Origin of the sequence: Undibacterium cyanobacteriorum (genome assembly GCF_031326225.1) — a bacterium.
In the GTDB taxonomy this organism is placed as follows: domain Bacteria; phylum Pseudomonadota; class Gammaproteobacteria; order Burkholderiales; family Burkholderiaceae_D; genus Undibacterium; species Undibacterium cyanobacteriorum.
Genome location: NZ_CP133720.1, coordinates 452,539 through 472,024, shown reverse-complemented (window position 1 = coordinate 472,024; position 19,486 = coordinate 452,539). Strand labels below are relative to the sequence as shown.

Here is a 19,486-nt window from a genome sequence, read left to right as displayed (position 1 = left end):
CTGCTTACTCGCAAAATGCTCGACCTGTGGAACATTGTGACAAGCAAAATTGAACAAATCTTAGGGCGAACAAAGAGAGAAATCATTCGATAGCGAAAAGATATGCTCTAAATGAGTTCTAGGAACTCTGCAGCGATCAGAGTAAACTATGGTCTACGCATTTCCGCAGCATTCGGAAACACCCCTCCAATCGCAAAGAGCCCATCCCATGTCTACGACCACACCATCGAGTGATATCAGTTTTGCCGACCTCCGTTTAAGCGATGCACTACTACGTGCACTCAGCGAGGTGGGTTACGAATCACCATCGCCCATCCAAGCTGCCACTATCCCACACTTGATCGACCAACGTGACGTCTTGGGACAAGCGCAAACAGGTACCGGTAAAACCGCTGCTTTCGCTTTACCCATCTTAGCCAATATCGATTTGCTCCTCTCCAAACCGCAAGCTTTGGTGCTTGCACCGACGCGCGAATTAGCGATCCAGGTGGCTGAGGCATTTCAAACCTATGCACGTTATTTGCCTGGCTTTCATGTGATGCCAATTTACGGTGGTCAAAGTTATGGGCCGCAATTGTCGGCGCTACGGCGCGGCGTCCATGTTGTGGTGGGTACCCCAGGACGCGTGATCGATCATCTCGACAAAGGTTCGCTCGATCTCTCTGAATTGAAAACCTTGGTACTCGATGAAGCCGATGAAATGCTGCGCATGGGTTTTATTGATGATGTCGAACGCATTCTGCAAGAGACGCCAGAGTCTCGGCAAACTGCGCTGTTCTCGGCCACCATGCCAGCCCCGATCAAACGGATTGCACAGACCTATCTGAACGAGCCAGCCGAAGTCAGCATCGCTGCCAAAACCGGCACGGCTGCCAATATTCGTCAACGCTATTGGTTAGTCAGCGGCATGCACAAGCTCGATGCATTAACACGTATTTTGGAAGCGGAACCTTTTGACGGCATGATCATTTTCGCCCGCACCAAACTGGGCACCGAGGAATTAGCCGATCGTCTCTCCGCGCGCGGATTCTCAGTGGCTGCGATCAATGGAGATATCCAGCAGGTACAACGTGAACGCACCATTCAACAACTCAAAGACGGCAAGATCGACATCTTAGTGGCGACTGATGTCGCGGCACGTGGTTTGGATGTGGAACGCATCAGCCATGTGGTCAATTATGATGTCCCTTACGATCCAGAAAGCTACACACATCGCATTGGCCGCACTGGTCGTGCTGGGCGCAGCGGCGAAGCGATTCTGTTCATTACGCCGCGCGAAAAGAATCTCCTCAAAATTATTGAACGAGCGACGCGTCAACCAGTGTCGCCAATGGAGCTGCCGACGATTCAAACCGTCAACAACGTACGTATCGCTCGCTTCAAGGAGCAAATCACGTCGACTTTGGCAGCGGGTGAGCTCGAACACTACTTGCAAGTGATCGAAGAGTACGAACAAGAACACAATGTACCTGCACTTGAAATCGCTGCAGCCTTGGCCAAAATGGCCCGTGGCGATGAGCCACTCTTACTGGAGAAGAAGAAGCGCGAAACCAAGTCGTACGACGAACAAGATAGCTTCGAAGATAAACGTCGCAGTAAACGTGGTGACGATTTTGAACCACGTGCTCGCCGCGAACACAGTCCACGCATTGCCGAGGAAGGCATGCGTACCTACCGCATCGCGGTCGGCCATCAGCACGGCGTCAAACCCGGCAATATTGTCGGTGCCATCGCCAATGAAGCGAATATCGAATCACGCTTTATCGGGCGCATCGATATCTATGATGATTACAGTGTGTTGGACCTACCCGACAATCTCGACGGCGACACTATCGAACAATTGAAGGGCGTGCGTGTCGCTGGACAAGCTTTGAAGATACGCGCAGAAAATTCATCAGGTGCAGAAGCGGCACCGGCGCGCGATCAACGTCACTTCCTCACGGCATCAAGCGAAAGCAAACCTACAAGATCTGTGCCTCGCGATGCAGTTGAAAAACCTAGGAAAAAAACGAGCCGTGAAGATGAAAGCCCGCTGCTCGAAGTCGTTGAAAAAGCGAGTAAAGCCGCTTTCGCTGAAACAGGAAAAGCAACCAAGGAAAAAGCCACCGACAAGAAACGTGACGCCAACAAGGGTAAGGTCGGCATTCCTATGCAAACTTATCGTATCGAAGTTGGTAAAAACGATGGCATTACACCAGGTAATATCGTCGGCGCCATCGCTAATGAAGCGGGACTCGATTCCAAGTTTATCGGCCATATCGGACTGTTCGAAGACCATGCGACGGTTGATTTACCGACCGGCATGCCAAAAGAAATTTTGGCGCATCTGAAAGGCGTTTGGGTCGGCGGTAAAAAGCTCGACATGAAAGAGATCGGCAGTAGTACTTTGATGGTCAATGCGCATTCCTCCATGCCGCTCGAATTGAAAGAACGTGTGAGTGGCGGCAATCGACGCATTGCTGAGAAGGAGAAAAAGGCGAGTGGAGGTGCGGGTAAAAAACCAGTAACGGCACGTGGCGGTTCCAGCGACCGCTTTGCCAGCAACAAAAAACCGGGCCGCGGGCGCTTATAAGTCTGTTTGGCACAATCCGAACTTGGGTCAGATCCCACTCTCGACATGAGGCGAGATGCCATACGCAAGGCATCTCGCCATCAAGCCCTCCGTAACATCCGCAAGTTGTCTGCAGGCGCCTACCGTCAAAGCAGTGCACATACCAGTTTCCATTCGAAAATAATTCCCAAACAGAAGCATTTCGAATACAGCCCTTCATTTGTTTAAATAAAAACAATAAAATTTGGCGAAATTGGCACAAACCGCAAAATTAGAAGGTTAACTCTAATTGCTGCAATGCGGCAAAAATCGTATCCCCCCTCACTCGTGGAAATACCAGCGAAACCGTCTTTTCTAGGCCTAGGCTCAGCTTTGCCCCATTGGCGGCCATGAATTTGGCACTTTTGCCTGTGTTAAACTGGCAGGTCATCACAGGATTGAAAGCGCTTTTGCTACCGATTTGTCACGCATCTGTCACAAACCGGCGGCAAACTTCACTGTTCTCAAAATTTGAGCAATTAATTTTACAAAAATCACTTGGATATGGAGTGGAACATGAAACACCAATCGAAAGCGGCGAGCACAACTTACCGCCTCAGCATGATCGCCTTTGCGTGCCAACTGGCATGCATGAGCAGCACAGCGTTTGCACAGGACCAGAAAAAGCAAACAACTGAATCGAATGAACCGATCAGTGCGAACCAAATCACCATCACTGGAAAAAAAGTCGGTATGGGTTTGATGGTCGAAGAAAACGCTCCAAAAGCACGCAGCACAATTACTGCGGAAGAATTAGCAAAACAACGTCCAACTGGCAACGCCTATGAAGCTTTGGAATTGATGCCAGCAGTCAACAGCTACAACCATGATGCATCTGGTTTGTTCGGCGGCGGCTTGACTTTGCGCGGTTTTAACAGCGACCAGATCGGTGCAACGATCAACGGTGTACCAGTCAATGACTCAGGTAACTTCGCAGTTTATCCACAAGAATTCGTCGATCAAGAGAATACTTGTACTCAATTCGTTACCCAAGGCTCCACCGACGTGGACTCTCCACAGATTGGTGCGACTGGTGGTAACTTCGGTATCACTACTTGCGATCCTGCAAAAGAAAAGCGCACCCGCGTTATGCAAACAATCGGTGGCTTGCACTTGCGCAAGACATTCGTGCGTTTCGACACTGGCTTGTGGTCTGACGGCCGCTCCCGTTTCTTTATTTCCGCTTCTGACGCAAATGTCGAAAAGTGGAAAGGCCAAGGCCGCGCGATGCGTGATCACGTAGATCTCGGCTACCGTATCGATTTCGATCGTTTTAATTCGATCAATGCAACATTGTTATACAACCGTGCAATCAACAATAACTTCGCTACCTTCAACCTAGCGGACTTAAACAAGTATGGTTACTACTATGATTACGCTGCTAAATTCCAAGGCCATGTAACACCAACAAAGGGTAAAGCAGACAACGATCCAAGCGTCGCATTCGCAGACTCCTACTACAACTTGTCCAAGAACCCATTCGAAAATGCGATCGCATCGGTTGTTGGCAAATTCCGCTTGAACGAAAACACTGATGTTCGTATTGTTCCTTATTACTGGTTCGGTTATGGCACAGGCGGCAACCAACAACGTTTGCAATCTGAAAGCCAATTCCTCAACACAACGACTGGCAAAAATACTGCTGGCGTTGATTTGAATGGCGACGGCGATACGCTTGACCGCGTTATCGTTGCAAACAGCAGCGTGACACGCACAAACCGTCCTGGTATCACAGCATCTATCGCACACCAATGGAATAACCACACTTTGCTCGGTGGTTTCTGGGCAGAACGCGCGATCCATGAACAATTTGGTCCTATGGTTCCTGTTGATGCAAACGGCATCGCAGCTGATATCTGGTTAGAATCCGATCGTATCCGCCGTCCAGACGGCTCCTTGTTCCAATCTCGCGACTGGCGCACGATCAGCACGGCTTACCAATTCTTTGCACAAGACACCATGGGTTTCATGGACGACAAAGTCTTGATCAACGTTGGTGTACGTGTACCGACCATGAAGCGTGACTTCACTAACTTCGCGAATGAAAGCGCTGGTACAACATATAAGATTGCTCGCGAATACACTGAAGTATTGCCGCAATTCGGTGCGCGCTACCAAGTTGACAACAACAATCAGTTCTTCGCCAGCTTGGCAAAAAACATGAAAGCACCGCCAAACTTCGTGTATTCCGCGTTGCCTATCGTGAACGGCGCGCCAGTATTAGGTAACGACGTTCAAGCTGAGACATCGTATAACCTCGACGTAGGCTATCGTTTGCAAAGCGATAAATTGACTTCCCAAATCACTCTGTACACAGTTGATTTCCGTGATCGTCAAGCGACGGCGTACAATCCGATTACCGATACACGTAGCTTGATGAACGTTGGTAAAGTAAAAACCCAAGGTTTCGAAATCGAAGCAGGTAATAAGCCGATCAACGGTTGGTCCTTCTACGGTTCCGTTGGTTACGCGAAGAGCGAATTCCGTGACAACATGCAATTCCTCGTTACTTCACCAACACGCCAAGTCATTACATTGCCGATCATTGGCAATCAACTGCCAAACACACCGAAGTGGAAATATGGTTTGTCCGTCAGCTATGAACAAGCTAACTGGTACACACGCTTGAAAGCAAAATACACAAGCGATCAGCAAGCAACTATGATGAATGACGAACTCGTTCCAGCCTACACATTGCTTGGTTTGGATGCTGGTTATCAGTTCCCTAAGAGCGATTTGTACAAGAAATTGACTTTGCGTCTCAGCATCAGCAACTTGCTCAATGAAAAGTATCGCAATGCTTCCTCCAATTCTGTCACCAATGCTAAAGCGGTTGGCAGTTTCGCAGCAAGTAGTGTGTTCTACTACATGGGCGCGCCACGTTTGACATCTGTGACTTTGAGTGCAGACTTCTAATCTAGGGAATTTTCTTCCTAAATTGATTGTCTAAATAAAAATCTGCGACAGCAATTTCCGCTGTCGCAGATTTTTCTATTTTGAAAGAACAACTATGAGACATCGTTTGCTGGCATCTATTTTATTCTTGATGTTCACCACGGCCTGCAGCAATAACACGCAACTCGCGCCGCAGCCCCATGCAAAAAACGATGCGATCACTGAGATCAGTATTTTTAGCATCAATGACTTACATGGTCATTTGCAAGCCACCAACCCCGTACCCATCATGGTTAACCCAGATGGTAAAGAAGGTGGTGCAATCCCTGCTGGCGGCTATGCCTATTTAGCCCACGCCATCAAAGAAGCGCGTAAAGATAAACCGAATAGCATTGTGCTCGGTGCTGGTGACATGATCGGTGCCACGCCGATTGGTTCAGCCTTATTAAAAGATGAACCGGTTTTTGAGGCCTTGAACCAACTCGACCTGACTGCAACCTCTCTCGGCAATCACGAATTCGATATTGGTAGCGCTGCGCTGTTAGAAAAGATTCGCGGTAAATGTGCCAGTTCCGGTTGTAACTACCCACAATTTCGTGGTGCGAATTTTGAGTATCTGGGCGCCAACGTCATCGACAAAAAGACCGGTAAGAACTGGATCAAACCCTACCTCATCAAGCAAGTGGGCGACGTCAAAGTCGGCATCATCGGTGCGGTCACGGTCGACACAACGCACCTTGTCGCCGGTGATGGCGTAAAGGATCTCCACTTTGAAGATGAAGCTACGGCGATCAATCGCTATGTACCTGAGATTAAACAGCAAGGTGCCACCGCCATCATCGTTTTGATTCATGAGGGAGCTAACTACCGAGGCGCCGCCAATGACCCAAGCTATCAATGCAATGGCTTACAAGGTCCTATGGTAGAAATGATGCCTAAGCTCGACCCAGCTGTCACGATGGTCATCTCAGGTCACACTCACCAAGCCTATACTTGCAAGATCGGTGGCCGATTATTGGTGCAAGCACGTAGCTACGGTGCTTACTTCACTGAAACAACTCTCACTATCGACAAGAATCAAAATCGTGTAGTGAGTGCCAAAGCGGTTAATCATTTAATCGATCAGGAAAAGCTCCACGCAGATGCAGATGCGCAAAAATTGGTTGATCAAGTGATTGAACTGACTAAGGCTGTGCAAGCGCGCCCGATTGCCCAAGTTACTGGTCCACTTAACCGCCAATACTTACCTAAAACCTGGGACTCGGTCTTAGGCAATGTGGCTGTTGATGGTCAACTCACTTATGCAAGAACCAAAGGTCCTGCCGATATCGCCATGATGAATTCAGGCAGCATTCGCAACGACCTACCGAGCGGCAAGCGTCCGGCGCCCATCACGCTGACCTACGGCGACCTGTTTGCCGTGCAACCGTTTGGCAATGGCATTATGCGCATGAAGATGACAGGTGCTCAGATTATCAAAGTCCTGCAGCAACAATGGACTGGTCGCGCTTTAAACGATCCGAAAAAAATGTTTGTTTCAGCCGGTTTCAGCTACCAATGGAAGGCGAGCCCGAATGAAAATGAGCGTATCAGCCAAGTCAAGCTCAATGGTAAAGCGCTTGATCTTGACCAGCAATACATCGTGATTGTGAACAGCTTTTTAGCCGACGGTGGCGATGGTTTTACGCTCTTCAAAACTGGTACAGAGCGTGAAGAAATCGGACGCGATATCGACGCGCTGGAGTTCTACATCAAAAACCACACGAAAGATCTGTTACAGAATTATGCGCCACGCGTCATACGTGCTGAATGAACGTACTGAATAAACGTAATGAAAAATTGAGGTGCAAAGAATCAAACACAGCACCAAGCTAAAAAAAATGCCTGACGATGTCAGGCATTTTTTATTGGCATCCCCTATCAATGTCATCGAAATCCTTGCGAGAAGGTCGATGCGATAGAGAAGCGCAACGATTAATGTTTATCTGCAGCAGATGCTGGTGCTGGTGTGATACTCATTGCTGGTGCGGATGCAGAAGCAGATGCAGCACTTGCACCAACCACTTCAATCTTGGCTTTTGCTTTCATATCGTCCAACAATTTACGCACATTTTCGTTTTCAACTTGCTGTACCAAACGTGGTTTGATTTGTTCCAAAGTTGGCACTGGTTTAGAGCGCGAATCTTCGAGGAAAATCACGTGATAACCAAATTGTGATTTAACTGGTTCTTCAGTGAACTTACCTTTTTCCAATTTAGCTGTCGCGTCACTGAATTCTTTCACCATGCCGCGTGGATCAAACCAACCCAAATCACCACCACGATCTTTCGAACCAGGATCTTTAGATTTTGCTTTGGCAATCGCTGCAAACTGTTTTGGGTCTTTTTTCAAACTAGCGATAATGGCTTTCGCATCATCCTCTTTGTCGACCAAAATGTGACGAGCCAAATATTCCGTGCCAGCGATTTTTTCTTTGATCTTGGCATACTCTTCTTCCAACATCTTGTCAGTCACAGGATTGGACTTCTTATAGTCTTCCACGAAACCTTGGGCCAAAATGCTCATTTTCGCCATTTCGATTTGATCGGCAGTTTCGCCTTTCTTGTCCAAACCTTTTTTCAAGGCTTCTTGAGCAGCAAGGTGTTCGAGAGCCAAACTATCGATAATCATTTTGCGAACTTCTGGCGTGTCTGGCATGCCTTGACCCGCTTGCTGTTTCACGATCAAGTCAACTTGCTTTTTGCTGATTGGCTGACCATTGACGGTTGCAGCAACCACACTTTCAACGCCTTCTGCTTTTTCGCCGCCTTTGTTGCAAGCAGTCAAAGCGAGCACGGCGATAGCACCGCCGATGACAACACGTGATTTCATCAACATCTTCGAATTCCTTTTTAGTTTCACTTAAATCATAGGCACGCGCGTCTTACGCTGGCCTCCACTATTTACGACGTTGTTCATCATTGATCAACCCACGTCACATCAAGCATCGTCAAAAAAACCGATGGCGAATTTTACCTGTGATTTTGCAAAAGCACGTAAAATTCAGCAAAATTCCTGCAAATCCACGACGATGGTGGGTCAAAGACGAAAGTCAAATTAGGTTTTAGAAAAACTTTTTCAAATTTTTTCTATGAATTGAGAAAAGAAGATGCTCGATTTTTCAGAAATGTTACCGGTCGGCATGGTGGCTCACGGTGGTCAAGTGGCGCAAATTATGGCCGACCTAGCGAAACGACAGCGCGGCCTTGGGGATTGGGAAGCCTTCCACTACGAACGCATTTCCGATGAGGCGGTCGAACTGACAGGTGGTATCGTTAGTTTCGTGAACGGCAGCAAGCGCTGGTTAGAGCCCCACGACTGCGTCACGATTCCCTTTACAGCGGTCGTACAAGAGATGCAAAAACAAGGCTTGCTCAACTCTTCACCTAGCGTTGCGACTGCATTCACCAGCGGGGGTGAGGCTGTGCGTTCAAACATGGATACGCTTACGCCAACTGTCCACGGGCGCGACATTTTGCATCTCAGCTTAGCGCTACCAAATGATGCCGCTGGACGACAGCGCATCCTCAAAACTTTCCATTTGCAAGCCGACTTCTTTGGTGCGGAAGTGCTGGCATGTAGCTTAGACCTCGCATCCCGATCAGATAACTCCAGCTAAAATCGCCGTCACTTGCCTGTCATAAATGCCGATTACAGTGAAGTTGGTTTCCGCAAATCAACTTCACGAGGCAGCGATGGAATTTTTACTTCGGCCCGGCATCAAATTGATGCGCCAGCTTCGGCTATTTCCCAAGTTTTGTGTAGTGAGCCTAATATTTCTGCTCCCGATCACGATTATCACCGCCTTGCTGGTACGGGAACTGAATCGCACGATCGATCACATACAGCTCGAACAACAAGGCCTAAAATCGCTCGCGCAAATTCAGCGCGTCATCGATGAAACACATTCCTATCGCGCGTGGCACTATCTCGCTCAGTCTGGCAACGCCAAGGCCAAAGAGCAAGCCAAGCAAATTAGGCAGAGCATCACTTCCGACGTAGCGGCATTGGCCAGCTCCATCCAACAAACTGAACATCAAGACTTACTCAAAGCAGCACAAGAAACCCTGCAAGCATGGCCCACTTTGATTGCCCAAGATGACAAACTCAAGTCATCAGAATCCTATGCCGCACACAGCGAGTTCTTAAAACGCTTAGAGGGGCTTCTCACTCAGGCCACTGAAGCAGGTAGACTGGGGCTTGACCAGCAAGCTGAAACAAATGGACTGATCGCGATTCAGACACGCATGCTGCCAGAAATTACAGCGAGCATCTCTGATACCGTCGCCCGTGGCGCACCCTATATCGATACAGGTCTGATGCAAGCGAATGATGATGTCCTTATCAACGCCAATTTGCTATTAGGACAGCGCGATCAAAGCAAACTCAACACCGTGTTTAGTCAGCTTGTTCAACAAGATCCAGCGCTGCAAAGTCTGAAAGCAAGTCTTGAACAAACCCTCGCGACACAAGGCCATTTTACAGAACGTACCAAGAGCGAAATTCTCAATACTTTGGCGCAAACGAATAGCGTATCCTTCCTAGAAAATGGATTGAGTAGCTTGCAAAATTGGAGCACTTGGTACGAACAGCTGAGCCAACTTACTCAACGCCGACTATCCCAGCGCCTCGGACACGCTGTCGTTCAGCGTACCGCTATCTTCCTGGGTTTATTCATCATGTGCAGCGCGGCAAGTTATCTTTTGGTTTGTTTTTATTGCTCATTCTCAGCCCAAGTTGGGAACTTACGTAAGATGGCGACCGCCATCAATCATGGCGATCTCCGTCCCTTGAATTTGCTACCCGGAAGAGATGAGCTATCGATCCTACAACACGATTTTGATGGCATGCGCCAAACCCTGATCCAACTGATCACCCGCATTCGTGGTAGCAGTGAGTCACTCAATGAGGCCATGCATGAGATCGCCAGTGGCAACCTCGATCTCTCGCGTCGCACCGAACAACAATCGACCACCATGAGCCGCACCGCAGACTCCATGACTCAGTTAAGTCGCGAGGTCGAAAACAATACTGGGCACGTCATGGAGGCCTCCGAGCAAATCAATCAGGCGACAGAGCAAGTGCATCAGGCCAGCTCGATGATGGTCGAATTAGAAAAGAGAATCTCGACCATCCATCACTCTTCTAGTCAAATTCACGACATCATTGGTGTGATTGATGCGATCGCATTTCAAACGAATATCCTCGCCTTAAATGCAGCAGTAGAAGCGGCGCGCGCCGGTGACCAAGGCCGCGGATTCGCCGTGGTCGCGTCGGAAGTACGAGCCTTGGCACAACGCTCGGCAGCCGCCGCGAAGGAAATCAAAAACTTGATTACCTGTTCGAGCCAAGAAGTCGATGCGGGCCATATGCAAGCACAACATAGTCGCGCCACGATGAAATTAGTATTGGATCAAATTGGCTCAATCGCGCAGCATATGCACGAGCTTGCACAAGCCAGTACAACACAAAATCAAGAAATCCAAGCGTTGCGGCAGAACCTCACCCAAATCGATAGCATCACTCAACAAAACAGTGCATTGGTTGAAGAGGCCGCATCGGCATCAGAAAGCCTGCGTGGGCAAGTACTGCACTTAGTGGAAGCTATTGCGATCTTCAAGACCAACGATGACCAAACTTCCTCCACAGCGATCTCACCGAGGATGCTGCCGCGAAAGCAATTACGGTTCTCGCAAGCCGAAGACTTGAAAGCCTCTTAAATTCCAGAGAAAGTTACAAGCCACCTTAAAACAAAAAAGGCCTCGCATGGAGGCCTTTACTTGTAGCAGGATTAAGAATCCCTTGTGCCGAGATTTAGCAGCTCGAAGTGGTCGTCGCGATTGTCGGCGCACCAGTTGCGGTCGCAGGTTCTGTATATTTCACGAAACAACTCAAGCCTTTCGTCGTGCCAGCAACGCTGACTGGGATCAAGGCAATTTCCGTAGCCGTAGTAGCGGGCGAGTTAGCTGTTGCGGCAGAACCAGGGCTAACCAAAGTGTAATCAGCAGTCGCCAGACCTGCTGCCAGTGCAAGATTACTGTCTGCTTTCGGGTAGCCAGATACAGCCGCAGTCGCATAGGTCACGGTAACACCTTCCAACACAACAGTGGTTGGGGAAGGGTTGGTCACTAAATACTTACCCTTGGCCATTGCCGCGACTGAATTCAAGGAGCCGCGCGCCGCTTTGATCGAAGCGGTTCTTGCATCACTACCAAAATCAGCAAATTTTGGTAATGCAGTTGCCGCAAGAATTCCAAGGATCACAATCACAACGATCAACTCAATCAGCGTAAAACCCGCTTGAGATTGACGTTGACCACGATTAGCTGTTTGCTTAAACATGACCTATCTCTCTGAAAGAATTAGCAACCTGTTGTGGTAACAGTGATTGTTGGGCTACCAGTGGCCGATGCTGGTTCTGCGTATTTCACAAAGCACGTCAAACCTTTTGTCGTGCCTGCTACACTTGCAGGAATGAAGGCGATCTCAGTTGCACTCGTCGCTGGAGAGTTCGCTGTCGCGGCGGAGCTTGCTGCAACCAAGGTGTAATCAGCCGACCCTAAGCCTGCCGCTGTTGCGAATCCGGAATCTGCTTTTGGATAACCAGAAGCGAATGCGGTAGAGAATGTCACCGTCGCACCTTCGACTGTGATTGTAGTCGGCACAGGTGTCGTAACAAGATATTTGCCGTGTGCCATTGCTGACGCAGCAGACAAGGAACCCTGAGCTGCTTTCAGTGATGCGATGCGTGCATCAGAGCCGAAGTCAGCAAACTTTGGCAGCGCTGTCGCAGCGAGAATGCCCAAAATCACGATCACGACGATCAATTCGATCAAGGTGAAACCTTGTTGTTTAGCGTTGTTCATATTCATTTCCTTTAAAGATAAAGATGCAAATTCTTGCAGGCCTACGCGTTAGCAAGAAGTAGTAACTGGCGATGGTGCGGATGGAGCACCAGTCACAGAAGTTGGTTCCACGTACTTCACATAGCAATTCAATCCTGCTGGTGAGCCTGCCACGCTATTCGGAATGATCGCGATTTCAGTAGCGGATGTGACTGGAGAGTTCGCTGTCGCAGCTGAGCCTGCAGGGATAATCGTGTAGTCAGCGGTTGTAATGCCAGACGCATTTGCAAACCCGACATCGGCTTTTGGATATCCCGAAGCGACCACGGTCGCAAACGTCACCGTATTACCTTCGACAGTTACTGTCGTGGGTGCGGGTGATGTGACCAGATACTTGCCATGCGCCATCGCGGCTGCTGCAGACATACTGCCGCGCGCTGCATTCAAAGACGCGATTCGTGCATCACTGCCGAAATTGGCAAATTTTGGCAATGCAGTCGCAGCAAGAATGCCAAGAATGACGATCACAACGATCAATTCAATTAGGGTAAAACCTTGTTGCTTACTATTTACTGTACTCATATCTTTTCCCGTTTAATATTAATCGCTGGCACCACATGAAAACGTGTCGATATCGGCGCCTACTTATTTACACGTAAATATTAGTATCCCACATGGAACATGCGCCCACAAGAAACTTTAGTTCAATTCATGCCTTTTACCAAACATAACAACGTGATTTTCGCATCCAAGCGGATCCGCTTAAACATTTTTTACAATTGGAGGCCGCACTTCTTTGGCAACCGCTACTGATTTCTTGGGGCATGTTGGGCATCGAGACAGCCAATTAAACGTAGCATTTTTCAGGATATAAGTTATACAATGCAGAGGCAAAAACAGCAACGATTTCCAGTGCAAATGACACCCAACTTTCGATCTATTGACGCTTATGAGTCACCCAATCCGGACCAGCTCAAAGTCATTTTGAACCGCTACCAGCCAGCCATCATCAAGGGTTTGGTCAAGGATTGGAAAATGGTCCAACTCGCCAAGGAATCCACTGCTGGATTACTTCAATACTTGGTCGACCACGATACCGGCGCACATGTCGATGCCATTATGTTACGCCCAGAGCAGCAAGGGCGCGTTTTCTATAACGAATCGCTTGATGGATTTAACTTTATCAAGAATAGCCTGCCCTTGAGTCAGGTGCTTGAACAATTGGTGCGCTACACACAATTCGCTGTTGCTCCGTCGGTCGCGGTACAAAGCGCCTTGATGTCACGATGCTTACCTGAAGTCTTGGCAGAACATGCAATGACGATCTTAGATCCCGAGATCGTTCCGCGGATCTGGGTCGGCAACAAAATCACGACGCCAACCCATATCGATGGTTCCGATAACATTGCCTGCGTTGTTAGCGGACGACGTCAATTCATCCTTTTCCCACCGGAACAAATCGCCAATCTCTACATTGGGCCACTGGATTTTGCACCCACGCCATCGCCGATCAGCATGGTGAATTTGCGAAATCCTGATTTGGAGCGTTATCCCAATTATCGTGAAGCCTTACAACATGCGCAAAGTGCGATTTTGGAACCCGGCGATGCCATCTTCATTCCCAATCTTTGGTGGCACCATGTCGAATCACTCGATCCCATCAACATCTTGGTGAATTATTGGTGGGGCGGTTCTAATTTCTCAACGGAAGACAAGACCTCGCCCTATGGGCTTTTGATGCAGGCCTTACTTAGCTTCCGCGAACTTCCGCCTGCGCAACGCCAAGCATGGGGCCACATCTTTCAACACTACGTGTTTTCACCACAACATCCAGCAGCGCATTTACCCGAACGACTGCATGGTGTTTTAAAACGCTAAAAACTTGTATTGATTACTCCGCCATATTTAATCATGGCAGATGCACGCTCAAGCTTTCTTACCGACGCGAGCGAAAGCCTGATCTAAGCGCTGCAAAAGTTCTTTATGGAAGGCCAGGTGATGCTTATTCCAGTGCTGCTTGAGTTTATTAATCTCATCACGCTGGGCTTCGGCAGTTGCCACTTCCCCGACGCTTAATGCCCACAAAGCATATTCTACATAGGCTTCGACACTCCCAAATTGCGTCACGGCCTCAACAAATTCAACCCGCGCTTCAGCATTTTGCCCTTCGGCAGCATAGGCCCTACCGAACAATAGATACATCGCCTCTTTTCGAAATTGCGCATCGGCGCCACGAATTTTCTGCAATAGTTCTAAAGCCGCCGCGCTTTGTCCGTTCTGCAGACGCGCACGCGCTGCGCCGTACAGCATCTCTTTCTCATTAGCGAAGGGACCTTGCAAACAACCTTCATACAATTGTGCTGCTTGTTGTGCATCACCTGCTTCCAAGTAAGCCGCCGCTAAACGCATTTGATTTTGTGCTGACGGTGTCAAGTCAAATGCCTGTTTCGCTTCGCGCAATTCACGACCTGGGTCAAGCGCACTCATGGCAGCATTGGTGGCCTTACGCACTTGGTGCGGCATACGCGAACTTGGTAAATACACGGCGAAGAAATATACAATACTGCCGAGCATAGGGAACAAAATCAAAATCATCACCCAATACAATTCGCGATTATTGCGAACGGCATGAATCGCAAAAAAGATCGCAAAAAGAATGTGAATGATCGACAGTAAATAAGCCATGATGCACCAACAATGAGAAACGAGAAGTCGAACATTTTACACGCATTCGTTAACAAAAAACGCCAGCGGTTTTACCACTGGCGTCTTAAAGTAGATCGATTCAACCAGATCTAAATGCGACCGAGCACGGCTCTCGCTTGATCGCTTCTTTGGAATGGATCTTGGCAATGAGTCTTTGTAAAGATCAATTCACGGACGATCATGCACCTATCGAAATGAATATTGAGCACTCACATAAAAGAAACGTCCACGTGGATCGGTATAACTTGGATCATAGCCAGAGATGAAAAAGTTAGCTTGGTTTGAAAAGGGTGGCGCCGTATTCAATAAATTTTGTATGCCAGCCCGCAAAGTGAGTTGTTTGTTTGGTGTATAGGCTGCCGAAACATCCCACAATGAGTATGCCTTGACCTTGTTCGCCGCCACGATCGAACCGTCATCGATATTGATCGCCGAATTCTGATCATCGTAAGCTGAATAATAGGTGTTACCCAAATTGAGCGCTACATCGCCATGTTCCCACCCGACATTCAAACGATGACGCCAGCGCTGCACCACACCCTCAGTCACAAATTTACCGAGATTGCTCACATACTGATCGCCGGGATTGGTTTGTAATTTGGAGTTCAGCATCAGCGTTCCCAACATGCGCGCTGTGAACTTACCATACGCGGTTTTGACGCCATGCATTTCTATCCCCAGATCGAGTCCCGTCGCGATTTGCGCACCGCGATTTTCTTTGCGCAGTTCGATGTAATCGATATCATCATCTTCGGTACGATGGACCAAATTACCGTACTTGGCTAAATTACCGAGAATCACATCATCGCCAATCTCGCTGATCAAATTGGTTCGCTTGATGTTCCAGTAATCGATGCTATACGTCCATTGGCGACTTGGTTCGAAGATCATGCCCAAGGTGTATTGACGGCTACGCTCCGGCTTCAAATTCGGATTGCTATAGCGGCGCGTGGTCCAGTTGTCAGCACACACGGACAAATCATTATCATTGGCAGCGCACGATACAGGATCAGGCAGGGTGGCGGTCGAACTCACCACCATAGGGCGATACAAGTCGGACATCGAGGGTGCACGGAATCCACTACCGACAGAGGCACGGAATAACAAATCTTTCGATGGCTGATAACGCAAACCCAACTTCGGACTATTGGCGCCGCCAACACCTTGATAATGATCGTGACGTAAGGCGACTTGCGCTTCCCACTCCTTACTAAACGGCACCAAGAGTTCACCGAAAATACCGGCGACATTGCGTCTATCGTCAGTACCACGTCCACCTTCAGGCGCGAAATCGTTATTGATGTTATCGCTCATCAATAAGGCTGAAGGGGTAAACACCGTACGCTCACGACGCACTTCACCGCCAACTGCCAAAGATAAATCACCGCCCTCCATGCGCATCAGATTGCGCGACGCTTTGAAATCAAGACTAGTCATGGTGCCGCGCGCATGGCGCACCACATCATTGACTTGAATGTTGTTGAGCAATGTGACGCCCGCCGCACTCGACGGACCAAATGGGTTAATCAAACCATCGGCGATGCCTTTCAACAATTTATCGTACAGCACATAACCATGCGTATCGCGGTCACTAACAATATTAATGCTTTGATTCAGACCAACATCGTAGTCCCACTCGCCAACTCGACCATTCAAACCAGTCACAAAGCGTTGGCCTTCACTCGTCAATTCGCTGGTACGGTTACCGGCCTCCTTGAGACGCATACGCAAAGTTAGCTCACCCGGCACGTCGTCATCTTCGATCGCATCGAGACCGGTGTTGGCTAACTGCGGTACTTTCTTGTAATCGATATAGCCTGTCACACGCGCCGAGGATCCAACGTAGTACGTCTTCGCTTTGCTCCACGAAGCTTCGGCATAGAATTGATGATCAGGATTCAATTGCACTACGGCACGGCTCAACAAACTACTCTTATCCGACTTTGGATAGAGTTCAGTATCGCCCATGTAATCATAGGTACAGGCGTCGACGCCGCCCGTCCCCGCTGGCAAATACAAGTTCGCTGCTGGCTTACAGCTTGGCACGGAGAGATTAATCAAACGATTGGTAATTAACTTACCGTTGATTTTGAAACCTTGATCTTGCAGGTAATCACGCTGCGCCGAAGTCAATCGAATATTGGCGGGATCGGTGTAGCTCGATAAGAGGTGGCCAAGCCGCTGCGGAATTTGTAGAGCGGGAATGAATTTGCGCTGCGAAATGAATAAGCTGCCCGTGTGCTGTTGATCGAACACCGCAAAGATGTTGTAACCATCTTTTTGTAGATCACCGATGCCACCGCCTAGAGTGAATGTGCGTTTTTCGGCACCACCCTCTTGTGTCCGCCCGACATAGGTGCTCGCTTCAAAGCCTTGATAATCTTTACGCGTGATGAAGTTGATCACGCCACCAATTGCATCGGTACCGTACAAAGATGAAGCGCCATCGAGCAAAACCTCGACACGCTCAATCGCCGCCGCTGGAATATTATTCAGATCGACACCAGCATCATCACCGGGAGAGGCAAAGTTCGCCATACGTCGACCGTTCAACAGAATCAAAGTCGACGACGTGCCCAATCCACGAAGATTGGCAGAGTTAAAGCCGCGCTGATCACCGCCGACATTGATACTGATACCATCGGTCAGACCACCAACATTGGCCGCGACTTTCGATAACAATTCCGAGGCTGTCGTCACACCACTACGTTGAATGTCTTCGCGACTGATAACTTGCACCGGCAAGGCGGATTCACTATCGACGCGCTTAATGGCAGAGCCTGTGATTTCGACTCGTGTCGGTGTTTTCGTCGTCGCCTCTTGGCTAGTCTGATCCTGCGCTTGTGCAGCAAAACTCGTCGCACACACGATAGCGATCGCACTCGCCATAAGTCTACGGGTAGATAAAGGAAGCATTCGCTCCTGACTTACAAAACAGGATGATGTTTTCATCTTGATCCTATCGGCTTCAATTAGTTGATCGATTTTTCTATTCACTTCACTTTTGCAAAAGCTTTTCGCACAACATCGAACACGCAAACAGACTAAGGTCTACAAGCCTGCCTTTTCAAAGGCTTGAATGATGCTTTCTTTCGAACTTCCATCATTGCGCCATCCTTGTATGCGCGATTCGACTTTGCCGTTGCGCATAAAGACAAACTGTGGCCAGCCTTGACTGTCGATCGCTTTCCATTGCTCTTCCTTGCCTGGCATATACATAGGAAGTTGAGGATTTTTTTGATTCCATTCACGCACAAAATTCACAGGAATACCATTTTCAAGTGCTGAGATGAGAACGAGTTTGGCACGCGCAAAGCGTGCAGAGAGTTGTGGGTCTGCTTCCATGTCTGCAAACAGTTTTCGACAGAAACCGCAGTGCTCCGATACCACCAACAAGACTTGCGCTTTATCATTCCCAGTCAATAGAGCTTGGGTGTACAGCTCACCATTTTTCTCAGCCAGCACCGTGAGTCGAGTCGACTGCTGAGTTTTTTTACCAACCACTTTAGGAACGATTACATCGGAAAGATGTGGACGACTCGCCACTAATGCACGAGCACCATCGAAGTCGCGTTGCGTCAACATGTGCTTTAACAAGCGCTCATCCAAGTTTCTGCGTGTATCAATGCCGCGTCGACTAAGTTCTTGATGGACGTGGTTTAAATCGTGGAATGCAGCAGATCTACGCGTCATGAAATTGACCTCGTCGACTACCTTAAACAAGACCAGCAAATTCCCTCGGCTCGTCAACCTTAAGTTCGATGGCTTCAACAGAGGAGACAATTGTTGCTGGTAGAAGCGTTCCGTTGCTATCCACATTTCTTTCTGATCACCTTGCTTTTCGTTCGCCTGATCACGCCTCAAGGCATCTCGCAATTGTTGGAGCAGTAATTCATGTGTTGCGCTGACATCCTCATATCGTAACGGATTCCCTTCTGGGAATTTCTCAGGGAAAAATCGCTCGATACCAAACAATGCGTAAACTTGGCGCGCTGATTCTTGGTCCAGTTCTTCAATCGGCACGGGAAAATCAAAGCGGCTTACCTGACCATTACGCCATTCAACATTACGCAATAGCTGCCCGCGTGAATATGGCGTGAGCTGATCCAATACGTTAGGACCTTGCGCTAAATACTGATCTAACTCAGCCCGACTTTTCAACACGGTTGAGGGATTCGATGCGGAAGATGCTTTGCTAATTGAGTCCACCTTTGCATCTTGTGCATGGCTGCTAGGATTCGCGCCCAAAAGTAGGATGGGGAAAATAAAAGCGGGAATCGCCCAAGGGGCTTTCAGATGCCGTCTCATATACTTTCATCAATATCGTAGAGGAAAGCAAAAATACTAACACAGCCGCTCTTGCGACTCCAGTACAGAGATGTACTTAGATCGGCAGGCACTCTTGGGCAAA

The 19,486-nt window shown here is 48.7% G+C and carries 13 protein-coding genes; 6 read left to right on the top strand and 7 right to left on the bottom strand.

Annotation, left to right across the window (positions count from 1 at the left end; genetic code table 11):
• The first annotated feature begins 208 nt into the window (after positions 1-208).
• The 3 genes from RF679_RS01920 to RF679_RS01910 all read left to right on the top strand — a co-directional run bounded on the left by RF679_RS01920 (position 209) and on the right by RF679_RS01910 (position 7,298).
• Positions 209-2,572, top strand: a complete 2,364-nt coding sequence (locus RF679_RS01920; protein ID WP_309482541.1) for a DEAD/DEAH box helicase — start codon at positions 209-211, stop codon at positions 2,570-2,572.
• Between the two features lie 534 nt (positions 2,573-3,106).
• Positions 3,107-5,506, top strand: coding sequence for a TonB-dependent receptor (locus tag RF679_RS01915; RefSeq protein WP_309482540.1), 2,400 nt, complete (start codon positions 3,107-3,109; stop codon positions 5,504-5,506).
• Positions 5,507-5,600: 94 nt separating this feature from the next.
• Positions 5,601-7,298, top strand: a complete 1,698-nt coding sequence (locus RF679_RS01910) for a bifunctional metallophosphatase/5'-nucleotidase (protein WP_309482539.1) — start codon at positions 5,601-5,603, stop codon at positions 7,296-7,298.
• 161 nt (positions 7,299-7,459) lie between these two features.
• Here RF679_RS01910 and RF679_RS01905 read toward each other — a convergent pair whose 3' ends face one another.
• Positions 7,460-8,362 carry a peptidylprolyl isomerase gene (locus RF679_RS01905; RefSeq protein ID WP_309482538.1) on the bottom strand — a complete coding sequence of 301 codons (903 nt, stop codon included), beginning with the start codon at positions 8,360-8,362 and terminating at the stop codon, positions 7,460-7,462.
• Between the two features lie 271 nt (positions 8,363-8,633).
• On the opposite strand from RF679_RS01905, the gene RF679_RS01900 reads away from it, so the two are divergent.
• Both RF679_RS01900 and RF679_RS01895 read left to right on the top strand, forming a co-directional pair.
• A complete protein-coding gene (locus RF679_RS01900; protein ID WP_309482537.1) occupies positions 8,634-9,143 on the top strand; it encodes a hypothetical protein in 510 nt (169 codons plus the stop codon).
• Positions 9,144-9,219: 76 nt separating this feature from the next.
• Positions 9,220-11,244: a methyl-accepting chemotaxis protein gene (locus RF679_RS01895; RefSeq protein ID WP_309482536.1), complete on the top strand. Its 2,025-nt coding sequence runs from the start codon at positions 9,220-9,222 to the stop codon at positions 11,242-11,244.
• Positions 11,245-11,338: 94 nt separating this feature from the next.
• Here RF679_RS01895 and RF679_RS01890 read toward each other — a convergent pair whose 3' ends face one another.
• From RF679_RS01890 to RF679_RS01880, 3 genes are read right to left on the bottom strand one after another with little or no spacing between them, the layout of a single operon-like run.
• Positions 11,339-11,866, bottom strand: coding sequence for a type II secretion system protein (locus tag RF679_RS01890; RefSeq protein WP_309482535.1), 528 nt, complete (start codon positions 11,864-11,866; stop codon positions 11,339-11,341).
• Positions 11,867-11,886: 20 nt separating this feature from the next.
• Positions 11,887-12,390: a type II secretion system protein gene (locus RF679_RS01885; RefSeq protein ID WP_309482534.1), complete on the bottom strand. Its 504-nt coding sequence runs from the start codon at positions 12,388-12,390 to the stop codon at positions 11,887-11,889.
• A gap of 48 nt (positions 12,391-12,438) precedes the next feature.
• The gene (locus RF679_RS01880; RefSeq protein ID WP_309482533.1) at positions 12,439-12,951 is read right to left on the bottom strand and encodes a type II secretion system protein; all 513 of its coding nucleotides are present in this window, start codon (positions 12,949-12,951) and stop codon (positions 12,439-12,441) included.
• Between the two features lie 336 nt (positions 12,952-13,287).
• Here RF679_RS01880 and RF679_RS01875 point away from each other — a divergent pair, with 336 nt between their 5' ends.
• Positions 13,288-14,247: a cupin-like domain-containing protein gene (locus tag RF679_RS01875; protein WP_309482532.1), complete on the top strand. Its 960-nt coding sequence runs from the start codon at positions 13,288-13,290 to the stop codon at positions 14,245-14,247.
• A gap of 48 nt (positions 14,248-14,295) precedes the next feature.
• On the opposite strand, the gene RF679_RS01870 is transcribed toward RF679_RS01875, so the two are convergent.
• The 3 genes from RF679_RS01870 to RF679_RS01860 all read right to left on the bottom strand — a co-directional run bounded on the left by RF679_RS01870 (position 14,296) and on the right by RF679_RS01860 (position 19,383).
• Complete coding sequence (locus RF679_RS01870) at positions 14,296-15,054, bottom strand: hypothetical protein (RefSeq protein ID WP_309482531.1); 759 nt, start codon at positions 15,052-15,054, stop codon at positions 14,296-14,298.
• A gap of 207 nt (positions 15,055-15,261) precedes the next feature.
• Positions 15,262-17,991, bottom strand: coding sequence for a TonB-dependent receptor (locus RF679_RS01865; RefSeq protein WP_309482530.1), 2,730 nt, complete (start codon positions 17,989-17,991; stop codon positions 15,262-15,264).
• Positions 17,992-18,126: 135 nt separating this feature from the next.
• Positions 18,127-19,383 (bottom strand): TlpA family protein disulfide reductase, encoded by a 1,257-nt coding sequence (locus RF679_RS01860; protein WP_309482529.1) that lies wholly within the window; start codon positions 19,381-19,383, stop codon positions 18,127-18,129.
• Between the last annotated feature and the right edge of the window lie 103 nt (positions 19,384-19,486).

Bases quoted from the DNA above. Each gene is read 5' to 3' on its own strand.
- RF679_RS01885 (WP_309482534.1), bottom strand. From the start codon at position 12,390: ATGAACAACGCTAAACAACAAGGTTTCACCTTGATCGAATTGATCGTC.
- RF679_RS01865 (WP_309482530.1), bottom strand. From the start codon at position 17,991: ATGCTTCCTTTATCTACCCGTAGACTTATGGCGAGTGCGATCGCTATC.
- RF679_RS01905 (WP_309482538.1), bottom strand. From the start codon at position 8,362: ATGTTGATGAAATCACGTGTTGTCATCGGCGGTGCTATCGCCGTGCTC.
- RF679_RS01900 (WP_309482537.1), top strand. From the start codon at position 8,634: ATGCTCGATTTTTCAGAAATGTTACCGGTCGGCATGGTGGCTCACGGT.
- RF679_RS01895 (WP_309482536.1), top strand. From the start codon at position 9,220: ATGGAATTTTTACTTCGGCCCGGCATCAAATTGATGCGCCAGCTTCGG.
- RF679_RS01915 (WP_309482540.1), top strand. From the start codon at position 3,107: ATGAAACACCAATCGAAAGCGGCGAGCACAACTTACCGCCTCAGCATG.
- RF679_RS01910 (WP_309482539.1), top strand. From the start codon at position 5,601: ATGAGACATCGTTTGCTGGCATCTATTTTATTCTTGATGTTCACCACG.
- RF679_RS01875 (WP_309482532.1), top strand. From the start codon at position 13,288: ATGACACCCAACTTTCGATCTATTGACGCTTATGAGTCACCCAATCCG.
- RF679_RS01860 (WP_309482529.1), bottom strand. From the start codon at position 19,383: ATGAGACGGCATCTGAAAGCCCCTTGGGCGATTCCCGCTTTTATTTTC.
- RF679_RS01870 (WP_309482531.1), bottom strand. From the start codon at position 15,054: ATGGCTTATTTACTGTCGATCATTCACATTCTTTTTGCGATCTTTTTT.
- RF679_RS01890 (WP_309482535.1), bottom strand. From the start codon at position 11,866: ATGTTTAAGCAAACAGCTAATCGTGGTCAACGTCAATCTCAAGCGGGT.
- RF679_RS01920 (WP_309482541.1), top strand. From the start codon at position 209: ATGTCTACGACCACACCATCGAGTGATATCAGTTTTGCCGACCTCCGT.
- RF679_RS01880 (WP_309482533.1), bottom strand. From the start codon at position 12,951: ATGAGTACAGTAAATAGTAAGCAACAAGGTTTTACCCTAATTGAATTG.